The sequence below is a fragment of the Mesoflavibacter sp. genome, from assembly GCF_964226795.1.
Classification (GTDB): domain Bacteria; phylum Bacteroidota; class Bacteroidia; order Flavobacteriales; family Flavobacteriaceae; genus Mesoflavibacter; species Mesoflavibacter zeaxanthinifaciens.
On record NZ_CAXQQP010000007.1, the window covers coordinates 58,276 to 79,156 of the forward strand.

Consider the following 20,881-nt stretch of genomic DNA (forward strand, 5'->3'; position numbering starts at 1 on the left):
ATTATGCATCAAAAAATCACTTTAATAAAAAATGCAAAAATCGTTAACGAAGGAGAAATCGTTAATGGAGACATTTTAATAGAAGGCGAAATTATTACAAAAATAGCACCATCTATAAGTCCAAAATCTGCAGATGTTAATGTATTTGATGCAGAAGGACAATATGTTTTACCAGGTGCAATAGATGATCAGGTTCATTTTAGAGAGCCAGGTTTAACCCATAAAGCAAATATAGAAACCGAATCTAGAGCTGCAATTGCTGGTGGTATTACATCGTTTATAGAAATGCCTAACACCAACCCGCAAACTACAACAATAGAAGCGTTAAACGATAAATTTGACCGTGCAGAAAAAACATCTTGGGCAAACTACTCGTTTATGTTTGGTGGTACAAATGATAATTTAGAAGAAATCCTTAAAGTCAATAAAAAAGAAGTTGCAGGATTAAAATTATTCTTAGGATCATCAACAGGAAATATGCTTGTAGATAATCCAGAAGTTTTAGAAAAAATCTTTAAAAGTACAGATCTTTTAATATCTGTACATTGTGAGGACGAAGCTACAATCAAAGCCAATTTAGAGATTTATAAAGAACGTTACGGAGATGATATTCCTGTACACTTTCATCCAATAATTAGAAGTGAAGATGCGTGTTATTTATCATCTTCTAAAGCAATAGAATTAGCAAAGAAAACAGGTGCAAGATTACACGTGTTTCACCTATCAACAGGAAAAGAAACCGAGCTGTTTGATAATAGCATACCATTAAAGGATAAAAAAATTACTGCCGAAGTTTGTATACATCACCTATGGTTTTGCGATAAAGATTATGACGAAAAAGGAACATTAATTAAATGGAATCCTGCTGTAAAAACAGAAAAAGATCGTGATCAATTATTAAAGGCGCTTTTAGATGATAAAATAGATGTTATTGCAACAGACCATGCACCTCATACATTTGAAGAAAAATCTAATGTCTACACAAAAGCACCTTCTGGCGGACCATTAGTACAACACGCTTTACCTGCATTATTAGAGATGCATCATGATGGTGATATTTCAATTGAGAAAATTGTAGAAAAGTTTTGCCACAATCCTGCAATCTTATTTGATGTAGAAAAACGAGGTTTTATTAAAGAAGGCTATTACGCAGATTTAGTAATAGTAAACTTAAATAATCCTTGGACTGTTAAAAAAGAAAACATTCTATATAAATGTGGTTGGTCTCCGTTTGAAGGTACTACATTTAAATCTAGGATTACCCATACGTTTATAAACGGTGGTTTAGCATACAAAAATTTCAAGTTTTATGATACCAAGTATGCAAAACGATTAACTTTTGATAGATAATTTATAGTGAAACACAGTAGCCTTTTATACCTTTTAGTTTTGACACTGTTTGTGTCTTGTTATGATATAGAAAAACCAGAAAAACCAAAAGATTTACTCTCTGAAGATAAAATGGTTGATGTTTTGGTAGAGATTTCTATTATGTCTTCTGCTAAAGGAATAAATAAGCGTATACTAGAAAATAATGGCATAAAACCAGTTGAGTATATTTATAAAAAACATGGCATAGATAGTATGCAATTTGTTAATAGTAACACTTACTATTCTCATGATATAGAAGTCTATGACAAAATTTACGATAAAGTAAAAGACAGTGTTACAAAGCTAAGAGATAAGTATAAAGCCATTCAAAATAAAGAAAAGAAAAAAAAGGAAAAGGAGAAAAAAGAGTTAAAGAAAGCAGAGTTAAAACTAGACCAAAATCTTATTGAAAAAGAAACTAATTAAGTTTTAAACTTTACTTTAAATCGTTTTTAAATAAACTAGTCGTAGTCTTTATACTTTTATCCATTGGTAAAAACTCAAAACCTATAGCGTCTTTAATTTTATTATTACTGTAAATAGTTGTTGTAACTGCGCTATTTGCGGTTTGCTTAGATAAGACTCTACGTTTTTTAGTTAATTTATGTTTTAGCCAATCCAAACGCCAAGCAATATTTAACAACCAAGATTTAGCTTCTTTTTGTGGTGGTTTTACACCTAAATAATTAGCGGTTTTGGTAAAAAAATCTTTAAAAGATAAGTTTTCAGAAACTAGAATATAGCGTTCGTTTTTTACATCGCTTTTTACAAGTTGTATCATTGCTTTTACAACATCATTAACATCAACATATCCTGTAGATCCAGTGGTGTAATATTTTAGTCCGTTGTAAATCATTTTTATTAAACTGCCACTACCGTAGCGCCAAATACCAGGTCCAATAATAACACCAGGATTAACAATTACAGCATCCAAACCTTCTTGTGTACCGCGCCAAACTTCAAGTTCTGCACCATATTTAGTAATGGCATAAACGCTGTTATCAATTTCTTTATTCCATTCGGTGTCTTCAGTAATAGCCTTATTGTTTAAAGAAGCGCCTAAAGCAGCAATAGAGCTAACGTAACACAGTTTTTCAACTTTATGATCAAGACAAAAGTTAACAATATTTGCGGTGCCTTTTATATTTGTCTTTTGCAACAAATTAAACTTATCAGGTTCAAAACTTACAAATGCAGCACAATGGTACACGTGTGTAACGTCTTTAAAAGCTTCGGTAAGTTGTGGGATATTGTTTAGATCTGCTTTAACCCATTCAATAGTATCAAATAAAGCGTCTGCATTGTTGGTATAATAGCCAAAAATACGTTTAACGGTATCAAATTTTTTTTCATTTCTATAAATAGCACGTATTGGCTGGTTTTCATTTAATAAATGAAACAACAAATGTGCGCCAACTAATCCCGTTCCTCCTGTGACTAAAATCATGTTACTAAAGTAATAAATATAAGATATTGTACAGATTTTATGGCACTATTTTTATCTTTGTGGCTTCATTAAATAAAATAATTTAAGATGGCAAACGCACTTGTAGAAGAATTACGTTGGAGAGGTATGGTACACGACATCATGCCTGGAACAGAAGAGCAACTTGATAAAGAAATGACTACTGCTTATATAGGATTTGATCCAACATCAGATTCTTTACATATAGGTAGTTTAGTGCCAATTATTTTGTTAGTGCATTTAAAAAAAGCAGGTCATAAACCAATTGCTTTAGTTGGTGGAGCAACAGGTATGATTGGTGATCCTTCTGGTAAAAGTGACGAGCGTAACTTATTAGACGAAGCAACATTAAACCATAATGTAGCTGGTATTAAAAGTGTACTGTCTCGCTTTTTAGATTTTAACTCTACAGAAAAAAACGCACCAGTTTTAGTTAATAACTATGACTGGATGAAAAACTTTAGCTTTATAGATTTTGCACGTGATGTTGGTAAGCGTATTACCGTAAACTACATGATGGCAAAAGACTCTGTAAAAAAGCGTTTTAGTGGCGAAGAAGGTAGCGTTGGTATGAGCTTTACCGAGTTTACTTACCAATTAATCCAAGGGTACGATTTTTACCATTTACACAAAACCATGGGTTGTAAATTACAAATGGGTGGAAGTGACCAATGGGGAAACATAACTACAGGAACAGAACTTGTTAGACGTATGAATGTTGGCGACGATACCGCAAAAGCATACGCTATGACTTGCCCATTAATTACTAAAGCAGACGGATCTAAATTTGGTAAAAGTGAAGGTGGTAACGTTTGGTTAGATGCCGATAAAACTAGCGTGTATAAATTCTACCAGTTTTGGTTAAATACTACAGATGAAGATGCAGAAAAGTACATTAAAATCTTTACGTTTTTAGATAAAGACGCAATAGATACTTTAATTGCAGAACATAAAGAGAATCCTGGTTTTAGAGCTTTACAGAAAAAGTTAGCAGAAGAAGTTACAACCTTTGTACACAGTAAAGAGGAATACGAAAATGCAGTAAAAGCATCTCAAATCCTTTTTAGTAAAGACTTTAAAAATGATATCAAACAGTTAAACGAAAGTTTATTTTTAGATGTTTTTGAAGGTGTGCCACAAGCTGAGGTAAGTAAAGATAAAATAGACGCTGGTTTAGATATGATTGCAGCACTGTCTGCCGAGACTAGCTTTTTAGCAAGTAATGGCGAAGCACGTCGTGCGTTAAAAGAAAACTCGGTAGCTGTTAATAAAGACAAAGTTGGTGAAGATTATACCATAACGACAGAAGATTTAATTAACGATAAGTATGTTGTTATTAATAGAGGTAAGAAAAAAACCTTTATTATAAAAGTGGTTTAATTATCGCTTAGAGCACAGTCGAGAAGTCTTGAATAAATTAAAAAAGGTCTCGACTGCGCTAGACCTGACACTATACTTAAAAATATAAATAAAATTAAAAGCCTGTTTTCAAATTTTTGAAAACAGGCTTTTTTACAAAAATTAGCTAATCAACTAAATCTAATTTTTCTTTTTCGTTTATAGTTTGTCGTATGTGGTAACTTGTCCTTACAACACCATTAGATTACAACCTCTAATATCACTATTATCAAAACGACCAATAACCTCAAAGTTACCGTTATCAAGTGGTTTGCCTAAGTCTTGTGTTGCAATAAAAGCACAAGAATTGATATTGGCTAAATCTATAACATTGATGCCTCCTGTTTTTTTGGTGTCAAATACGGTTAAAGCATCTTCTGTATCTCTAGTTAAAATTTTCATCCAAGGCGGACAGTTAAACACACCATTACCTTTAGAATACGCTTGACTTAAAAGTTCGGTCATCCCATATTCGCTATGTATTTGGTCAACACCAAAACCAGATTTTAAAAGTTGGTGTAACTCTTCTCTAATTATTTCTTTGCGTTTACCTTTCATACCACCAGTTTCCATAATAATGGTATTTTTTAAGTTGAATTGATAACGCTCTACCAAATCTAAAAGTGCAAAAGACACGCCAATTAGTAGTGTTTTTTTACCTTCATCTTCAAGTTGAAGTAAAGTGTCTTTTAATTCATCTAGATTATTTAAATAAAATCCGCTTTTAGGCTGTTTAGAGTCTTTAATTAAATGATCTACCATATAGACTAAAGACGATCCTTCGCGTTCTAAATAATTAGGTAATAACGCCAAGATGGTATAATCTTCTACATTACCATAAAAATGTGCAAATCCTTTTTTAAAACTATCTTCGTAAACCTTTAAATTGGTAACATGGTGTTTACTTGTTATTTGTCCTGTAGTACCACTACTAGAAAAAGTAATTTCGGTTGGTGTGTTAGCGCTTAAAACGTCGTGCGATTTAAAAAACTGAATAGGTAAAAACGGTATTTGATGTAGTGCTGTAACATCACTTGGGTTTTTGTACAATAAATCACAAAAAGAACGATACACGTTATTATTTTCGTACTGAAATTTAAACACGTTTAAAGCATGTGTTTTAAACGCCTCTTCTGTAGTAATGTTAAAGATGTCTTTTGTATTTATCATAGGATTACAAAAGTATAGAAAATAAAAAAGCGTTGCCAATAGCAACGCTTTTAAAATTTATATCAAATAAGGATTACTCTATAACTAATTTTTTAGTCGTAGAAGCTCCGTTTTGCTCTATGTTTAATAAGTACATGCCAGCTTTTAAGTTAGATACGTTTAAACGGTTAGTCGTTAATGTTTGTTTAACAACTTGTTTACCTAAAACATCAAAAACTGTTACGTTAATAGGATCGTTAGATGTAGTTTTAATATTAACAAAACCGTTTGTTACAGGATTTGGATATACAGAAAATTCTGCAGTTTCAAAGTTTTTGTTTGAAAGAGTTGAAGCATCAGTCCAAGAAAATTGATCAACCATTATTCTTTCAGTTGTCCCATTAGAAATAAATCTAATTTTGATGTTATCATTAACACTATTTATAGTTCCTGAAAATAAAGTAAAATCAGATGAATCAGATAATGTTGTATTATTAATTGTTGCAACATTAGTCCAAGTTGTTCCATCAATCGAGTATTCTAAAGAAAAGTCTGGTGATGGACTAGCGTCCCATCTTCTTACTTGAACATCAAATGTTGTAACACCACCAGAAGCGATATTAAAAGTTAGACTAGATGTAGAATTATTTCTTAACCTAACAGAATAAGCAGAGTTTAAATAAGTTCTATCAAAACCATCTTGAGTACCATCAGTTTCTCTTAAAGTACTATTTGATGTAAAAGAGAATACACCATCAGAGTAAACTTGAGAACTATATCCTGACCCAAGAGTTGTCCAATTAGCAGCTGTATCAAAATCTATAGTTGTTGTAATTTGTGCACTTAAGTTAAGTGAGATAAGTGCTAAAAATAAAAAGTAAAATTTTTTCATGTGTGTGTTTTATTTAAATTCAGTTCAAATCTAGCAAAAAAAAAGAGTTATCTAATTGTAGATAACTCTCTTTTAACAATAGCTTAATATAGCTTTTATTCTATAACTAACTTCTTAGTTGTAGAAGCTCCGTTTTGTTCTATGTTTAATAAGTACACACCAGCTTTTAAGTTAGATACGTTTAATGTATCGTTACTTAATGTTTTAGTGATTACTTTTTTACCTAATAAGTCAAACACAGTTACGTTTACAGCGCTGTTAGACGTTGTTTTGATGTTTACATAACCTTTGTTTGTTGGGTTAGGGTAAATGCTAAAGTTAGCTTGTTCAAACTCTGTGTTTGATAATGCAGGATTATCATTTTCTGAACCAGGAGAGAATTGAACAGGAGTAGTTGTATGTGATAAGTGTTGTACAAAAGCACCAGTAAAGTCTGGCTCTCTAGCTATAGACTGGTTGTTACCGCCTTCACTACCATAAGTATACTCTGCAACAGTTACACCGCCAGCATTTTTAATAGTTACAGTATCACCACCGTTATTTAGTCCTAATACACCAGTTGAAGCAACTTGAGACATACCGCTAATACCTGTTGGCGTACCGCCACCAAATACAGTTATAAATGTGTTAGGAGCTAACATTGTTCCTGCAGGGAATACGTGTCTATCAGAAGCACCATCTGCAATAATGTAATCTGTTAAATCTATTGCTACAGTACCTGTGTTGTATAATTCTACAAACTCATCTTGAGAAGTGTCAACAGTTCCGTCTCCGTTAGCATCACCTGTAGTTGCATCTGGATCAGATAAAATCTCATTAATTACTAAGAAAGAAGGATCGCAGTTAGTTGCAAAAACAGTACCAGAGATAGTTGTACCATCACAGTCACCACCGTTAATTGTTAAATCCCAAGCATCACCTTCACCTAAACCAGTAATTGTAATTGTTCCGTCTGTTACAGTTGCAGGATCATCTCCACCAATTGTACCAGCAGAAGTAGTTGATAAAGAAGTAATAGTACCTTCAACACCTGTATAAGGAATTTCAATAGTTACCATATCGTTTCCAGCTCCAGTAGTGTTACCTAAGCATACGATATTTTCTTCACCTAATATTAAATCACAAACCGCACAGTTAGAAGTTGGTCTTGTTCCTAAAGTTGGGCAAGCTCCAAAAGCATCTAAAGATACGTTTGATAAGTCCCAACCAGAATAACCATCGGCACCATCATCAAGATATTGAATACCGATAAACACATCTGTACCTGTAGCAGCACTTAAGTCTACCTCGTAAGAACCAGCAGCTGTTATTGTTTGAGCAGTTGTCCAAGAAGATCCAGTTGGGCAACCAGAGTAAGCATCTGTATAAGCAATATTTAAATCTGTTACACCAAAAGCTTCAGCCGCATCAAACGCTAAAGTTAAATCTGTTACACCAGTCATATCTAAAGGACCAAATACTAACCAGCTTTCTACAGGCTCAGCACATCCACCACCACAAAAAGCGTTAGCAGAGTATGTTCCGCCAGATTCAGACCAAGTACCGTTGTTGTTACCACTAGAGTTTGTTGTTACAGCAACAAGTTCGAATAATTCTGTACCATTACTTAAATCAAAACAAGTGTTTGGAGTTGGGTCACATAAATCGGCAGCTATCGTACCAGAAGCAGTTATTGCTCCACAATCACCACCAACTAGGTTAATATCCCAAGCGTCACCTTCAGTTAAACCTGTAATTGTAATAATTCCGTCAGTAGTTACAGCAGGATCATCTCCACCAACTGTACCACCAGAAGTAGTTGTTACAGCCGTAACTGCAGCATCAAGACCTGTGTAAGGGATTTGTACAGTAACACTATCGTTATTGTCACCTATAACATTTGTATTACAGATGTAAGACGCACTATCAAAAGTTACACCACAAGATGTAGAAAAAGCTGTCCAAGTAAAGTTGTCAACCATTATTCTTTCTGTTGTTCCATTAGATATAATTCTTACTCCAACATTAGAGTTAGCACTGTTTATTGTACCGTTAATTGTTTTCCAATCAGAATCATCTGTAACAGTAGCATCAATTACAGAAGATGTACTCCAAGAAGCACCGTTATCAGTAGTTGTTTCAACAGTAAAATTTGTAGCAGGATTTCCGTCCCAACGTCTAGCTTGAAAAGAAAATGTTCCAATTCCACCAGATCCAACAATCATTGTTAGGGATGTACCTGAATTATTTCTTAATCTAAAAGAATATGTTCCGAAAGCACCAGAAAAGCCATCTTGTGCAGAAGTTGTATTTCTTAACACATCTACACCAGTTGCAGTGAAGTTTGTATCAGTGTAAGTGTAGTCTCCATACCCAGAAGGTGCTGGACTCCAGTTTCCGTCGGTATCAAAGTCAATTGTTCCTTGTGCAGAAACAAATGATAGTGATAAAACCGTTAAAAGTAAAAAGTAAAATTTTTTCATAATTAATAGTTATAAATTGTGAGTTACAAATATACACAGATTTTTGTCTTACAAGTAAGTTACAAAACACTAATGCTATTTTTTACAATTATATAACATGATATTTTAACTACTTGGTAAGCAAAAGATTGTAAATTACATAAACCTAAAAACTTAGGTTAGGTTATAAGTTGTAATTAATGTTATTTAATTGTTATCAATGGATTAAATAGATAATTTAATTTTAATAATTTTATCTTTACGTTATTATTTTAACACAAAGTCATTCTGATGAATAAGAAAGATATTAAAATTCTTTTAGTAGACGACGAGCCAGATATTCTTGAAATAGTAGGCTATAATTTAAGTGCAGAAGGTTACCAAGTCATTACTGCAGATAACGGTATTAAAGCTGTTAAAAAAGCAAAAAAAGAAAAACCACACCTTATTATATTAGATGTGATGATGCCAGAAATGGATGGTATTGAAGCTTGCGAAGCTATTAGAAAAGTACCAGAATTAAGCAGCACAATTATTACATTTTTAACCGCAAGAGGAGAAGACTACTCTCAAGTAGCAGGTTTTGATGCTGGTGCAGACGATTATATTACTAAACCAATTAAGCCAAAAGTATTAATAAGTAAAGTAAAAGCACTTTTAAGACGATTAAAATCTGAAGATACTAACCAATCGGTTATAAAAATTGGTAAACTTACCATTAATAGAGACGAATACAAGATTATTTTAGGAAACGAAGAGATTATTTTACCAAGAAAAGAATTTGAACTCTTATCTTTGTTGGCATCAAAACCAGGTAAAGTCTTTAAAAGAGAAGATATTTTAGACCGCGTTTGGGGTAACGAAGTCGTAGTTGGCGGACGTACCATAGATGTACACATAAGAAAACTAAGAGAAAAAATTGGCGACGATAGCTTTAAAACCGTAAAAGGTGTTGGCTATAAGTTTGTAGAATAACTTTTATTTGAAACTAAAAAAAACATACAAGTTTGCATTAAAAACTTCGTTTTTAATCACCGTATTTTTAACGCTCTTAATGAGTGTTTTTTTGTATATGTTTTACGCAATAAACATATTACATATACTGTTTTTTGCTTTTTTTACGTATTCATTTTCCTTTTTAATTATTCAATATAGAGTAGAAAAATTCATCTATAAAAGAATAAACAAAATTTACAAAGACCTTACCTTATTAGAGTCTGCTAGTTTTAGAAAGCATAGTATTACTACAGATATGGCTACGCTAACCAGGCAAATAGATAAATACGCCAAAGACAAAAAGTTAGAAATAGAAACTTTAAAGGTTAGAGAAGAATACCGTAAAGAGTTTATGGGTAACGTATCGCACGAGCTTAAAACACCATTATTTACAGTACAAGGTTATATAGAAACATTGCTTGACGGCGCAATGAAAGATAAAAACGTAGCCGAAAAATATCTAGAAAGAGCCAACAAAGGTGTAGAACGATTAATATATATCGTAAAAGACCTAGATATGATTACCAAATTAGAAGTAGGAGATTTACGACTTAATGTTACCACTTTTGATATTGTAGATCTAGTAAAAAGTGTTTTTGACTTACTAGAAATGAAAGCTGCTAAGAAAAAAATTAGTCTAATGTTTGATATGGAATACAAACAACCAATACTAGTAAAAGGTGATGAAGAGCGTATCCAGCAAGTGTTAACCAACTTAGTAGTAAACTCTATTAAATATGGTCATCAAAACGGTACTACAGAGATTAGTATAGAAAGACTTATTAAAAACAAAGTTATAGTAAGAGTTACCGATAATGGCGAAGGTATAGGTAAAGAACATTTACCAAGACTTTTTGAGCGTTTTTACCGTGTAGACAAAAGCGGATCGCGTAAAGAAGGCGGATCTGGTTTAGGGCTATCTATAGTAAAACACATTATAGAAGCACACGACGAAAAAATCTATGTAGAAAGTGAAGAAAACGTAGGTAGCGAGTTTTCTTTTACTCTAGAAAAAGCTTAAACAAATCACTAAAGTTTGTTTTACAATCTAAAGCATCAAATCCAGTAAAATCTTTAACTCTATCAAGTTGCTTTAAAGAAAATTCTTTTTGGTTACAACTAGGTATAATACCTTGTTCGTTTAAATTTTGGGCTATATATTCTTGTTCAAACTGTCCTGGTGTAGGAATAAAAAATGCTTTTTTACCTAATTTAGCTAAGTCCATAACAGTAGTATATCCAGACCTAGAAATTACCAAATTACAACTATTTAAAGCTGTTTGTAAATCTGCAGAAGTCATAAAATTATAAATGGTAAACTGTTGCTTGGTTTCAATACGTTGCTCACCTTCAATCTTACCTTTTACAAATAAGATATTACCATTATAGTCTGCTAATTCTTTAAATAATTTTTGCTCTAATAATCCACGTTGTGGCTCAGGACCAGATAACAAGACCATGATATCAAACTTAGAAGGAATAAGTGTTTTTTCTAACCTGCTTAATGCGCCAATATATTTAATAGGTAAAAGTTTAGTAGTAAAATCATGTCCTAATTTACCACTTAAATTAGGTGTGTTTTCAAAATCTGGTACCCAACATTCGTCAAACTTTTTAAGATAATAATCATGTAAAGAGGTGCTTAACTTTGTGGTCATTCCGCTTAAAACATTAAGCTGATGAGTAATAAACACCGATGGAATTTTAGAACTATATACACCCATTCTGTTATCAGAGATTATACCTTCAATAGCATAATCGTGTACAATTTTTTTAATTGCTAAATGTTCTTTTAAAATAGCTTTTTTAATCTTAGGTAGTTGTCTAAAAAGACGCCATTTAAAGCTAGATTTAGATTTAGAGTAAGTAACATTGTAAGCAGGCAACTCGATAAAGATAACCTGTTTAAATTCTTTTTTAAGTAGTGCTAAAGCAGCACCATCAGAAGCAATAACAGGTTCAAAATTTTGTTCAATTAACGCATTAATAATAGGTATGCAACGTGTAGCATGACCAATTCCCCAATTAAGAGGCGCAACAAGAATTCTTTTTTTCATTATAAAAATTTGGGCGTTACCACACACTTCGACTACGCTCAGTGCAAGTGGTCAGGCTGTCCGTTATATCTTTTTTTGCCATATATGGCAGCAAAAAAAGGATGTCACTTCCATCCTTAACGCAAAAAAGCTAATTTCAAAGATAAGTATAATAGTACTAAGGTATATTTCCTTAATTTTACGCCGGAAATAACAAATTGTTAAAACAAGTGGGAAGCAAAAACAAATTAAAACGATTTCAAGAAAACGAAACATTTGATAATGTATTTCAACCAACAAGAAGTCAGTTGGTAGATATGGATTACCAATACAAAGGACAATGGAATGCACAAGTGTTTAAAAATAATAACCCAATTGTTCTAGAGTTAGGATGCGGTAAAGGCGAGTATACAGTTGCTTTAGCAAAAAAATATCCGAATAAAAACTTTATAGGGATAGATATAAAAGGCGCACGTTTTTGGAGAGGCGCAAAAACAGCTGTAGAAGAAAACATACCAAACGCTGCATTTATACGTACTCAAATAGAATTAATAGAATATGTTTTTGCAGAAAACGAAGTGGATGAAATTTGGATCACCTTTCCAGATCCACAAATTAAATATAAGCGTACAAAACACCGCATGACCAATTCTGAGTTTTTAAAACGCTACAAAAAAGTATTAAAACCAGATGGCGTAATGAATCTTAAAACCGACTCTGAGTTTATGCATGGTTACACCTTAGGTCTGTTACATGGCGAAGGACATGAAGTGTTGTACTCTAACAACGATGTGTATAGACAAGAAGGAAGTCCAGAAGAAGTTACAAGTATACAAACCTTTTACGAAGGTCAATATTTAGAACAAAACAAACCAATTACGTATATTAGATTTAAAATAAAATAACCTTTGGGCCTTACAATTACATTTTTTTTAAGTCTAATTATTGCATTAGTAGGTGTTATACCACCAGGATTGCTTAATATGACAGCAGCAAAAATTAGCTTAAAAGAAGGCTATAATCGTGGTTTGGTTTTTTCTGTTGGTGTTTGTGTTGTTGTTATTTTTCAAACCTTAATAGCAGTAATATTTGCAAGGTATTTAAGTAAGCATCCAGAGATAATAAAAATACTACAACGTGTTGCTTTTGTACTTTTTGTGTTAATCGCTATTTACTTTTTTGTTTTAGCTAAAAAGAAACCACAACCCAAAATAGAACAAACCAGACGCAGTAAACACAGTCGTTTTTTCTATGGTATGCTGTTATCTGCTTTAAACGTTTTCCCAATACCTTACCAAGCTTATATGAGTTTGACTTTAGCAGGTTTTGGATGGTTAACTTTTGATAAAACTGGTATTGCATCTTACGTCGCAGGAGCAGCAACTGGTACTTTTGTAATGCTTTATGTGTATGTGTTTTTATTCGAAAAAATTAAAAGCAAACGTATAAAGTCTCAAAAAAACATGAACTTTAGTATCGGTATCATCACAGCAGTTATAGCAATAGTCACGCTAATTAATATCATTAAAGACTTATGAAGCCAGAAACCTTAAGTTTTTACGAGAAGGTTTATGAGGTGGCAAGACAGATTCCTTATGGAAGAGTAACATCTTACGGTGCAATTGCAAATTATTTAGGAGCAAAAAGAAGCGCAAGATTAGTAGGTTACGCTATGAATGGCTCTCATAACAAAGATGTACCTGCACATCGTGTAGTTAACAGAAAAGGTTTGTTAACCGGTAAGCATCATTTTGAAGGTACCAACCTAATGCAACAGCTGTTAGAAAGCGAAGGTGTTAAGGTGAAAGATAATCAAATTCAAAATTTTGAAATGGTGTTTTGGGATCCTTCTAAAAGTTTATAAATTTCCCTTATTTCACCATAAAAAAACTTGCAATAACAACAGCTTAACTTCACTTAATAAGTAGTATATTTGCATTTTAGAAATAGCCTTTATAAAACACGTTAAAAAATTGATTTTTAGCACAATATTTTAAAGATGAAGTTAAGCAAACAAGATATACTTAAAGCACTAGAAACTATAACAGTACCAGGCGAAGGGCAAAACATGGTAGAAAGCGGATCTGTAACTAACGTAGTTACTTTTGGAGACGAAGTTATAGTAGATATTACAATAAAAAACCCATCATTACAAGCACGTAAAAAAACAGAAGTAGAAATTTTGCAAGCCATACACAAACATGTGTACGAAAAAGCAAAAATAAAAGTAAACGTAAAGGTTGACGCGCCAGAAAAACCACAAGCAAACACCATTAAAGGAAAACCAATACCAGGTATTCAAAATATTGTTGCAGTAGCATCGGGTAAAGGTGGTGTAGGTAAATCTACAGTTACCGCTAACATAGCAATTATGTTAGCAAAAATGGGCTTTAAAGTAGGTGTTTTAGATGCAGATATTTATGGACCATCAATGCCAATTATGTTTGATGTAGAAATGGAAAAACCATTATCTGTAACAGTAGACGGTAAATCCAAAATGAAACCTGTAGAAAATTACGGTGTAAAAATATTATCTATAGGCTTTTTTACAAAACCAGACCAAGCTGTAATTTGGCGCGGACCTATGGCTGCAAAAGCATTAAATCAAATGATATTTGATGCTGCTTGGGGCGAGCTAGATTTCTTACTATTAGACTTGCCTCCAGGAACAGGAGATATTCATTTAAGTATTATGCAATCCTTACCAATTACAGGAGCAGTAGTAGTAAGTACACCACAAAACGTAGCTTTAGCAGATGCTAAAAAAGGAGTGGCTATGTTCCAGCAAGACAGTATAAACGTACCTGTTTTAGGAATTATAGAAAATATGGCTTACTTTACACCAGAAGAGTTGCCAAACAACAAATACTATATCTTTGGTAAAGAAGGAGCAAAACATCTAGCAGAAGATTTAGATGTGCCATTATTAGGAGAAATTCCTTTAGTACAAAGTATTAGAGAAGCAGGAGATGTTGGTCGTCCAGCAGCAATGCAAGTCGCAACACCAATCGAGAAAGCTTTTGAAAAACTAACACAAAACGTCGTGCAAGAAGTGGTAAATCGTAACGAAAACTTACCAGAAACCGAAGCGATAAAAATTACAACTATGGCAGGTTGTTCTGCGGTAAATAAAAAATAAATGACAGCACAAGAACTAAAAACAAACGTAGAAAAAGCTCTAGAAGAAATCCGTCCATTTTTACAAAATGATGGCGGAGATATAGAGTTAATCTCTATAGATAATAACGAGGTTATCGTACAACTTCAAGGTGCATGTACCTCATGTAGTGTCAACCAAATGACTTTAAAATCTGGTGTAGAGATGACTATAAAAAAATACGCTCCACAGATAGAAAAAGTTACAAACGTTGGTGTTTAGGGCGTTACCTCAAGGGTCGCGCTATCCGTTATATCTTTTTTTGCAACTACCTATAGACTAAAAATCAAAGTACAGTTAGCAAAAAAAGGATGCCACTACTATCGCTAACGCAAGCGTAAAGCTGACAAAAGTCATAAGCCACAACACATTAACCTTTTACATTTGCACAAAAAGAATCTAAAAAATGATTAAAACAGATATACTAATCATAGGCGCAGGACCAACAGGTCTATTTGCAGTCTTTGAAGCATGATTATTAAAACTAAAATGTCATTTAATAGACGCATTACCACAACCAGGTGGACAATGTTCAGAGTTATATCCTAAAAAACCAATCTACGATATACCAGCATATCCAGAAATTTTAGCAGGAGATTTAACCGACAAGTTAATGGAACAATGCAAACAGTTTGAGCCAGGTTTTACTTTAGGCGAGCGTGCAGATACTATAGAAAAACAAGACGACGGAACTTTTATTGTAACTACAAACAAAGGAACAAAACACCATGCACCAGTTGTGGCAATAGCAGGTGGATTAGGTAGTTTTGAGCCACGTAAACCTTTAATAGATAATCTAGCAGATTACGAAGATAAAGGTGTAGAGTACATGATTAAAGAACCAGAAATCTATCGTGGTAAAAAGGTAGTTATTGCTGGTGGAGGCGATTCAGCTTTAGATTGGAGTATCTTTTTAAGTGATGTAGCAGAAGAAGTTACTTTAATACACAGACGTAACGAGTTTAGAGGTCATTTAGATTCAGTAGAAAAAGTACAAGAATTAAAATCTGCAGGAAAAATTAATTTAATTACTCCAGCAGAAGTAATAGGTATAGAAGGTGATGGCAAAGTAGAAGCGGTAACCATTAAGCAAGACGCTAAAACTTACAAAAAAGAATGTGATCATTTTGTGCCTTTATTCGGTTTGTCTCCAAAATTAGGACCAATTGCAAATTGGGGATTAGAAATTGAGAAAAATGCCATTAAAGTAAACAATGCGTTAGATTATCAAACAAACATACCTGGTATTTATGCTATTGGAGACGTTAACACTTATCCTGGTAAATTAAAGTTAATACTTTGTGGTTTTCATGAAGCAACTTTAATGTGTCAATCTGCTTATCAAATTATTAATCCAGGTAAACGTTATGTGTTAAAGTATACAACTGTTGCAGGAGTAGATGGTTTTGATGGAACACGTAAAGAAGCACCAAAAGCAGTAGTGAAAAAGATTGAGTAAGAGTAGAAAGTTTCAAGGAACAAGTATAAAGTTTTATGGCTGTTTTAAAATTTGAAGAATTGTTAGTTTGGCAAAAGTCTCAAGATTTAGCTGTAGAAATTTATGCTCATTTTCAAGAAAATAAAGACTTCTCGTTTAGAGATCAAATTAAACGAGCTGCTGTTTCTATATCAAATAATATAGCTGAAGGTTTTGACAGAAATTCAAACACAGATTTTAAAAGATTTCTATATTTTTCACTGTCATCAAATAGTGAAGTTAGATCTATGTTATATCTTTCTGTTCGACTAAATTATATAAATGAAAATAAGGCTAATAGCCTTATTGAAAACACTAATGAAATTTCAAAAATGTTACGTGGTTTGATTAAATCTATTAAGGACTAACTACTTACCACTAACTACTAATTACTTTTTTAATGGAAAATCAAGACATTAATATTAAAATTACAGATCGTGATGGTGTTGTACATGAAGTTGTAGCACCAACAGATATGGCAATGAATTTAATGGAAGTTGTACGTAGTTACGAGCTAGCACCAGAAGGTACTATTGGTATTTGTGGAGGTATGGCTATGTGTGCAAGTTGTCAATGTTATGTTTTAAGCGATACCGAATTACCAGAAATGCAAGATGACGAAGAGGCAATGCTAAGCGAAGCGTTTTATGTAAAAGATAACTCAAGATTAGGTTGTCAAATACAAATCACGCCAGAAATTGAAGGCTTAGAAGTAGAGCTTGCTCCTGAAAGTTAATTTTTTAATTGAAATTCAATTTTATAAATAGATTCCTGCTTTATGCAGGAATTTTTTTATCTATAATCTACCAATCTTCTTGGTCCTTCTAACAATACTCTTACAATTTGAAGTGTACCATCTTCTTTAGTAGCAATTTGCCATTTTATTAAAGATATTGCCCCATTTTCTATTTCAATACCAGTGATGCTTCTAGGGTGTACACAACTACCATCATTAAAAAAAGCAATGTCACCAGGTTCTGGAAAACGTGGTCTGTGTGTATGACCAACAATTGTCATTAAATTGTTATTGTCTGTAATCCATTTTTTGGTACGACGTTCTACTTTAATTAATTCTTTGTAGTTTTTTGCAGGACTTGTTGGATCTGCTATTCCCATAACATTTAATGGTTTCCATAAAATTCTAACTAAAAACCGACTCCATTTCCAGAAGTTGTAATTCCACCAATCTGCTTGATGACCATGTGTTAAAAAGATCTCTTGATTTCTGTCTTTGTGTTTTAAAACTATAGCTTCATGATATTTAATATCGCTAAAAAGTTCTACTTCTTCGCCAACTTTTGGGTCAAAATAGGTAGATAGGTTTTTTTTGACTGTATCAGGATTACGATACACCATATCATGATTTCCCCAAATCATATGCAAACGGTTCTTTTTATGAAACAGTTGCATTAATTCATAAACGTTTTTATGTGCGTTTAAAATGGAGGAGAAAGAAATGTTTTCCCAAAGCTCATCACCATCACCAAGTTCGGCATAATTAAAACCTTCAACGTAGTAGTGCTTTAATGCGTGGTAATAGATGTTTCGGTTATTGGCAAAGTCGTCTGCAAAACTATTATCACCACGATGACAATCGCTAAATAGTATAAATTTGGAGTCGTCATCAAACGGAACAACGTGAGCGTTTTGATAAGCTCGGTCTAATCTTTTCTTTGCTGAAAACATAATCTTACGCTAAAGTTTTTCTAAAGCGTAAGGTAATAAACGTTCAACAAATAAACTATAGGCTTTTTCGGAAGGATGCAAACCATCAGAAGCAACTAAATCTGTGTCTTCTAATCCGTTTCTGGTTATGTCTGTAATGTTTACAAAAGTAATGTTATTAGCGTTGCAATAATTTTCCGCGAAAGCGTTATATGTATCAATTTCTGAAGAAATAGTTGTGTTTCCGTTTCCAAAAGGTGTGAACGCATAATCAGGAATGGAAACGACAATAACTCTATTTTTATCGCCTTTTGCTTTTGTAATTGCAATATCAACTAGTTCTGGAAATTCGGTTTCATAAATTGAAAAATCTTTTCCTTGATATTGATTATTTACACCAATTAGTAAGGTGACTAAATCGTAGTTGTTTGGTAGATTTTCGTTGCTAATTCCGTTTAATAAATTGGTCGTAGTCCATCCTGTTGTTGCTACAACCTTTAAATTGAAAGCAGTATTTTCTGTATTATTAATTAAGCTGTCTTTAAGTTGTTCTGGAAAGCGACACGTTTCGCAAACACTTTCTCCAATCGTGTAACTATCGCCTAAGGATAATAGTCTGTAATTGGTTGTTTGTAGTGTTTCAATATTGTTAGATTGATTACTATCTGTTACATTACAGCACAAAAACAATATAAAAATAACAGAAATAAAAAGCGTTAATTGTTTCATAACTATAAAGATACAACTTCTTTACTTTCTAAAATTGCGTTTTCAATACCATCCCAAAGTGCGATTCGTTTTTGTAAAGCTTCTATTGAGATGTCTTCAACTTCTTTCCATTTTTTCTCATCATTTTCACAAAGCTCTTCTATCATTTGAAGCGCCATAGGACTATGTTCATCAGCATCTAATTCGATATGTCTTTCAAAGTAATACACTAATTTAGAAAGGTCTTTTTCAGGGAAGTTTTGCTGGAAATTTTTTAAAATTTCAGTAAACATATTCGGGATTAAATCTTCGCGACCAAAGGTAAACGCAGCAGCAATTTGATGAGGTTGACCTTCTATTGCTACACTAAATGTAAACTCTAAAAAGTTCTTTAGCGATTGAGGTAAATTACTATTTCTTATTGCAACGAATATGTTACCTAAACTTTCTGAAGTTTCTAAAAATGTTTTAATGTTAGTCGTTGAAACGCCACAAGCTTCCATAGCGTCCAAATACATTTCGTAATGGCTTTTATGGTTACCATTAATATCTACATCGGTTTCTTCGGCAAGAACAATTTCGTTAATTAAATATCTTGTTTCAGGATGTTTTGTAGGCAACCAAGGTATTGTAGTACAAGTTAATTTATTTTGAAGTGCTTTAAGTAGCGACATAAAATCCCAAACAGCATAAACATGATGTTGTAAAAAGATTTCTAAATCTTCTATAGATTTTATTTTATTGTATAAACTGTGATTAAGCAATTGATTTTTAAGAGGATCAATTGGTTTTTCAATATCATTAATAGTCATAGCATTTTCATTTTTAACAAAAATAAAAAATGCACCTCTAAAATTAAGGTGCATTTTATATTTATTAACTATTTATAGAAATGTAAAATCTATAGCTTATTTAAAAGCATTTAATCCAGTGATGTCTAAACCTGTGATTAATAAATGAATGTCATGCGTACCTTCGTAAGTAATTACACTTTCTAAATTCATCATATGACGCATAATGCTATACTCTCCAGTAATACCCATTCCGCCTAACATTTGTCTAGCTTCACGAGCAATTTTTATAGCCATATCTACATTATTACGTTTAGCCATAGAGATTTGAGCAGATGTTGCTTTACCTTCATTACGTAACACACCAACACGCCAAGCTAATAGTTGTGCTTTAGTGATTTCTGTAATCATTTCGGCTAACTTTTTTTGTTGTAATTGAAATTGTCCAATTGGCTTACCAAACTGCATACGCTCTTTACTGTATCTTAATGCCGTATCGTAACAATCCATTGCAGCACCAATTGCGCCCCAAGCGATACCATATCTTGCAGAATCTAAACAACCTAATGGTGCGCCAAGTCCAGATTTGTTAGGTAATAAATTTTCTTTTGGCACTTTTACGTTATCAAAAATAAGCTCGCCAGTTGCACTTGCACGTAACGACCATTTGTTGTGAGTTTCTGGAGTAGAAAATCCTTCCATACCACGCTCTACAATTAAACCGTGTATACGACCTTCTTCATTTTTAGCCCAAACAACAGCAACTTGAGCAAAAGGTGCGTTACTAATCCACATTTTAGCACCATTTAAAAGATAATGGTCGCCCATATCTTTAAAATTAGTAACCATTCCGCCAGGATTAGATCCGTGATCAGGCTCGGTTAAACCAAAACAACCCATCCATTCTCCAGAAGCTAATTTTGGTAAGTATTTTTTGCGTTGCTCTTCGTTACCATATTTAAAAATAGGATACATTACTAAAGATGACTGTACAGAAGCAGTACTACGTACACCAGAATCGCCACGTTCAATCTCTTGCATGATTAAACCATAAGAAATTTGGTCTAATCCTGCGCCGCCATATTCCATTGGGATATATGGTCCAAATGCGCCAATCTCGGCTAATCCATCAATAATTTGTTCTGGGAATTCTGCTTTTTGTGCATACTCTTCAATAATAGGAGAAACATCACGTTTAACCCATTCTCTAGCTGCATCGCGTACTAATTTATGTTCGTCGTTTAATAAATCGTCAAGATTTAAGTAATCTGGAGCTTCAAATAAATCTGGTTTCATTAGATAAGTATAGTTTAAACTGTTGCTTAATGATATATG

At 33.0% G+C, this 20,881-nt stretch carries 21 protein-coding genes and 1 pseudogene; 13 read left to right on the forward strand and 9 right to left on the reverse strand.

Annotated elements, in window-relative coordinates; genetic code table 11:
* Positions 1-3 precede the first annotated feature (3 nt).
* Together ACEQT4_RS05490 and ACEQT4_RS05495 are read left to right on the forward strand one after the other, a co-directional pair.
* Positions 4-1,350 (forward strand): dihydroorotase, encoded by a 1,347-nt coding sequence (locus tag ACEQT4_RS05490; RefSeq protein ID WP_027880881.1) that lies wholly within the window; start codon positions 4-6, stop codon positions 1,348-1,350.
* Positions 1,351-1,356: 6 nt separating this feature from the next.
* Positions 1,357-1,797, forward strand: coding sequence for a DUF4296 domain-containing protein (locus ACEQT4_RS05495; RefSeq protein ID WP_370226440.1), 441 nt, complete (start codon positions 1,357-1,359; stop codon positions 1,795-1,797).
* A gap of 10 nt (positions 1,798-1,807) precedes the next feature.
* On the opposite strand, the gene ACEQT4_RS05500 is transcribed toward ACEQT4_RS05495, so the two are convergent.
* On the reverse strand, positions 1,808-2,818 hold the full coding sequence (locus ACEQT4_RS05500) for an NAD-dependent epimerase/dehydratase family protein (RefSeq protein WP_370226442.1): 1,011 nt from the start codon (positions 2,816-2,818) through the stop codon (positions 1,808-1,810).
* Positions 2,819-2,905: 87 nt separating this feature from the next.
* Here ACEQT4_RS05500 and tyrS point away from each other — a divergent pair, with 87 nt between their 5' ends.
* On the forward strand, positions 2,906-4,216 hold the full coding sequence (gene tyrS, locus ACEQT4_RS05505) for a tyrosine--tRNA ligase (protein WP_370226443.1): 1,311 nt from the start codon (positions 2,906-2,908) through the stop codon (positions 4,214-4,216).
* 207 nt (positions 4,217-4,423) lie between these two features.
* Here the strand turns inward: tyrS and ACEQT4_RS05510 are convergent, their stop codons facing one another.
* From ACEQT4_RS05510 to ACEQT4_RS05520, 3 genes are all read right to left on the reverse strand, one after another.
* On the reverse strand, positions 4,424-5,404 hold the full coding sequence (locus tag ACEQT4_RS05510) for an acyl transferase (protein WP_370226444.1): 981 nt from the start codon (positions 5,402-5,404) through the stop codon (positions 4,424-4,426).
* 73 nt (positions 5,405-5,477) lie between these two features.
* Entirely contained in the window at positions 5,478-6,275 is a 798-nt protein-coding gene (locus tag ACEQT4_RS05515; protein ID WP_370226445.1) for a T9SS type A sorting domain-containing protein, read from the reverse strand.
* A gap of 95 nt (positions 6,276-6,370) precedes the next feature.
* On the reverse strand, positions 6,371-8,737 hold the full coding sequence (locus ACEQT4_RS05520; RefSeq protein ID WP_370226447.1) for a lamin tail domain-containing protein: 2,367 nt from the start codon (positions 8,735-8,737) through the stop codon (positions 6,371-6,373).
* A gap of 270 nt (positions 8,738-9,007) precedes the next feature.
* Here ACEQT4_RS05520 and ACEQT4_RS05525 point away from each other — a divergent pair, with 270 nt between their 5' ends.
* Both ACEQT4_RS05525 and ACEQT4_RS05530 read left to right on the forward strand, forming a co-directional pair.
* Positions 9,008-9,691, forward strand: a complete 684-nt coding sequence (locus ACEQT4_RS05525; protein ID WP_027880886.1) for a response regulator transcription factor — start codon at positions 9,008-9,010, stop codon at positions 9,689-9,691.
* A 79-nt stretch (positions 9,692-9,770) separates the two neighbouring features.
* Positions 9,771-10,733 carry a sensor histidine kinase gene (locus tag ACEQT4_RS05530; RefSeq protein ID WP_370226448.1) on the forward strand — a complete coding sequence of 321 codons (963 nt, stop codon included), beginning with the start codon at positions 9,771-9,773 and terminating at the stop codon, positions 10,731-10,733.
* Here the strand turns inward: ACEQT4_RS05530 and ACEQT4_RS05535 are convergent.
* The gene (locus ACEQT4_RS05535; protein ID WP_370226449.1) at positions 10,714-11,769 is read right to left on the reverse strand and encodes a glycosyltransferase; all 1,056 of its coding nucleotides are present in this window, start codon (positions 11,767-11,769) and stop codon (positions 10,714-10,716) included. The two genes, ACEQT4_RS05530 and ACEQT4_RS05535, sit on opposite strands and share 20 nt — an antisense overlap.
* 209 nt (positions 11,770-11,978) lie before the next feature.
* Between ACEQT4_RS05535 and trmB the strand changes: the two genes are divergently transcribed.
* The 8 genes and pseudogenes from trmB to ACEQT4_RS05575 all read left to right on the forward strand — a co-directional run bounded on the left by trmB (position 11,979) and on the right by ACEQT4_RS05575 (position 17,118).
* Positions 11,979-12,653, forward strand: a complete 675-nt coding sequence (gene trmB / locus ACEQT4_RS05540) for a tRNA (guanosine(46)-N7)-methyltransferase TrmB (protein WP_027880889.1) — start codon at positions 11,979-11,981, stop codon at positions 12,651-12,653.
* A 3-nt stretch (positions 12,654-12,656) separates the two neighbouring features.
* Positions 12,657-13,286: a LysE family transporter gene (locus ACEQT4_RS05545; protein ID WP_027880890.1), complete on the forward strand. Its 630-nt coding sequence runs from the start codon at positions 12,657-12,659 to the stop codon at positions 13,284-13,286.
* Positions 13,283-13,612, forward strand: coding sequence for an MGMT family protein (locus tag ACEQT4_RS05550; RefSeq protein WP_106679793.1), 330 nt, complete (start codon positions 13,283-13,285; stop codon positions 13,610-13,612). Before ACEQT4_RS05545 ends, ACEQT4_RS05550 begins: the two co-directional genes overlap by 4 nt.
* Before the next feature lie 135 nt (positions 13,613-13,747).
* Complete coding sequence (locus tag ACEQT4_RS05555) at positions 13,748-14,887, forward strand: P-loop NTPase (protein WP_370226450.1); 1,140 nt, start codon at positions 13,748-13,750, stop codon at positions 14,885-14,887.
* On the forward strand, positions 14,888-15,127 hold the full coding sequence (locus ACEQT4_RS05560) for a NifU family protein (protein WP_223077572.1): 240 nt from the start codon (positions 14,888-14,890) through the stop codon (positions 15,125-15,127). It abuts the gene before it with no gap.
* 184 nt (positions 15,128-15,311) lie between these two features.
* Positions 15,312-16,364 (forward strand): annotated as a pseudogene (locus tag ACEQT4_RS05565) (NAD(P)/FAD-dependent oxidoreductase).
* Between the two features lie 35 nt (positions 16,365-16,399).
* Positions 16,400-16,750 (forward strand): four helix bundle protein, encoded by a 351-nt coding sequence (locus ACEQT4_RS05570; RefSeq protein ID WP_370226452.1) that lies wholly within the window; start codon positions 16,400-16,402, stop codon positions 16,748-16,750.
* A 32-nt stretch (positions 16,751-16,782) separates the two neighbouring features.
* On the forward strand, positions 16,783-17,118 hold the full coding sequence (locus tag ACEQT4_RS05575; protein ID WP_336129655.1) for a ferredoxin: 336 nt from the start codon (positions 16,783-16,785) through the stop codon (positions 17,116-17,118).
* Between the two features lie 56 nt (positions 17,119-17,174).
* On the opposite strand, the gene ACEQT4_RS05580 is transcribed toward ACEQT4_RS05575, so the two are convergent.
* The 4 genes from ACEQT4_RS05580 to ACEQT4_RS05595 all read right to left on the reverse strand — a co-directional run bounded on the left by ACEQT4_RS05580 (position 17,175) and on the right by ACEQT4_RS05595 (position 20,842).
* Positions 17,175-18,068 (reverse strand): metallophosphoesterase family protein, encoded by an 894-nt coding sequence (locus ACEQT4_RS05580; protein WP_370226453.1) that lies wholly within the window; start codon positions 18,066-18,068, stop codon positions 17,175-17,177.
* 9 nt (positions 18,069-18,077) lie between these two features.
* Positions 18,078-18,776 carry an SGNH/GDSL hydrolase family protein gene (locus ACEQT4_RS05585; protein WP_370226455.1) on the reverse strand — a complete coding sequence of 233 codons (699 nt, stop codon included), beginning with the start codon at positions 18,774-18,776 and terminating at the stop codon, positions 18,078-18,080.
* Between the two features lie 2 nt (positions 18,777-18,778).
* A complete protein-coding gene (locus tag ACEQT4_RS05590; protein ID WP_370226708.1) occupies positions 18,779-19,567 on the reverse strand; it encodes a DUF3050 domain-containing protein in 789 nt (262 codons plus the stop codon).
* A 96-nt stretch (positions 19,568-19,663) separates the two neighbouring features.
* On the reverse strand, positions 19,664-20,842 hold the full coding sequence (locus ACEQT4_RS05595; RefSeq protein ID WP_027880899.1) for an acyl-CoA dehydrogenase family protein: 1,179 nt from the start codon (positions 20,840-20,842) through the stop codon (positions 19,664-19,666).
* Positions 20,843-20,881 lie beyond the last annotated feature (39 nt).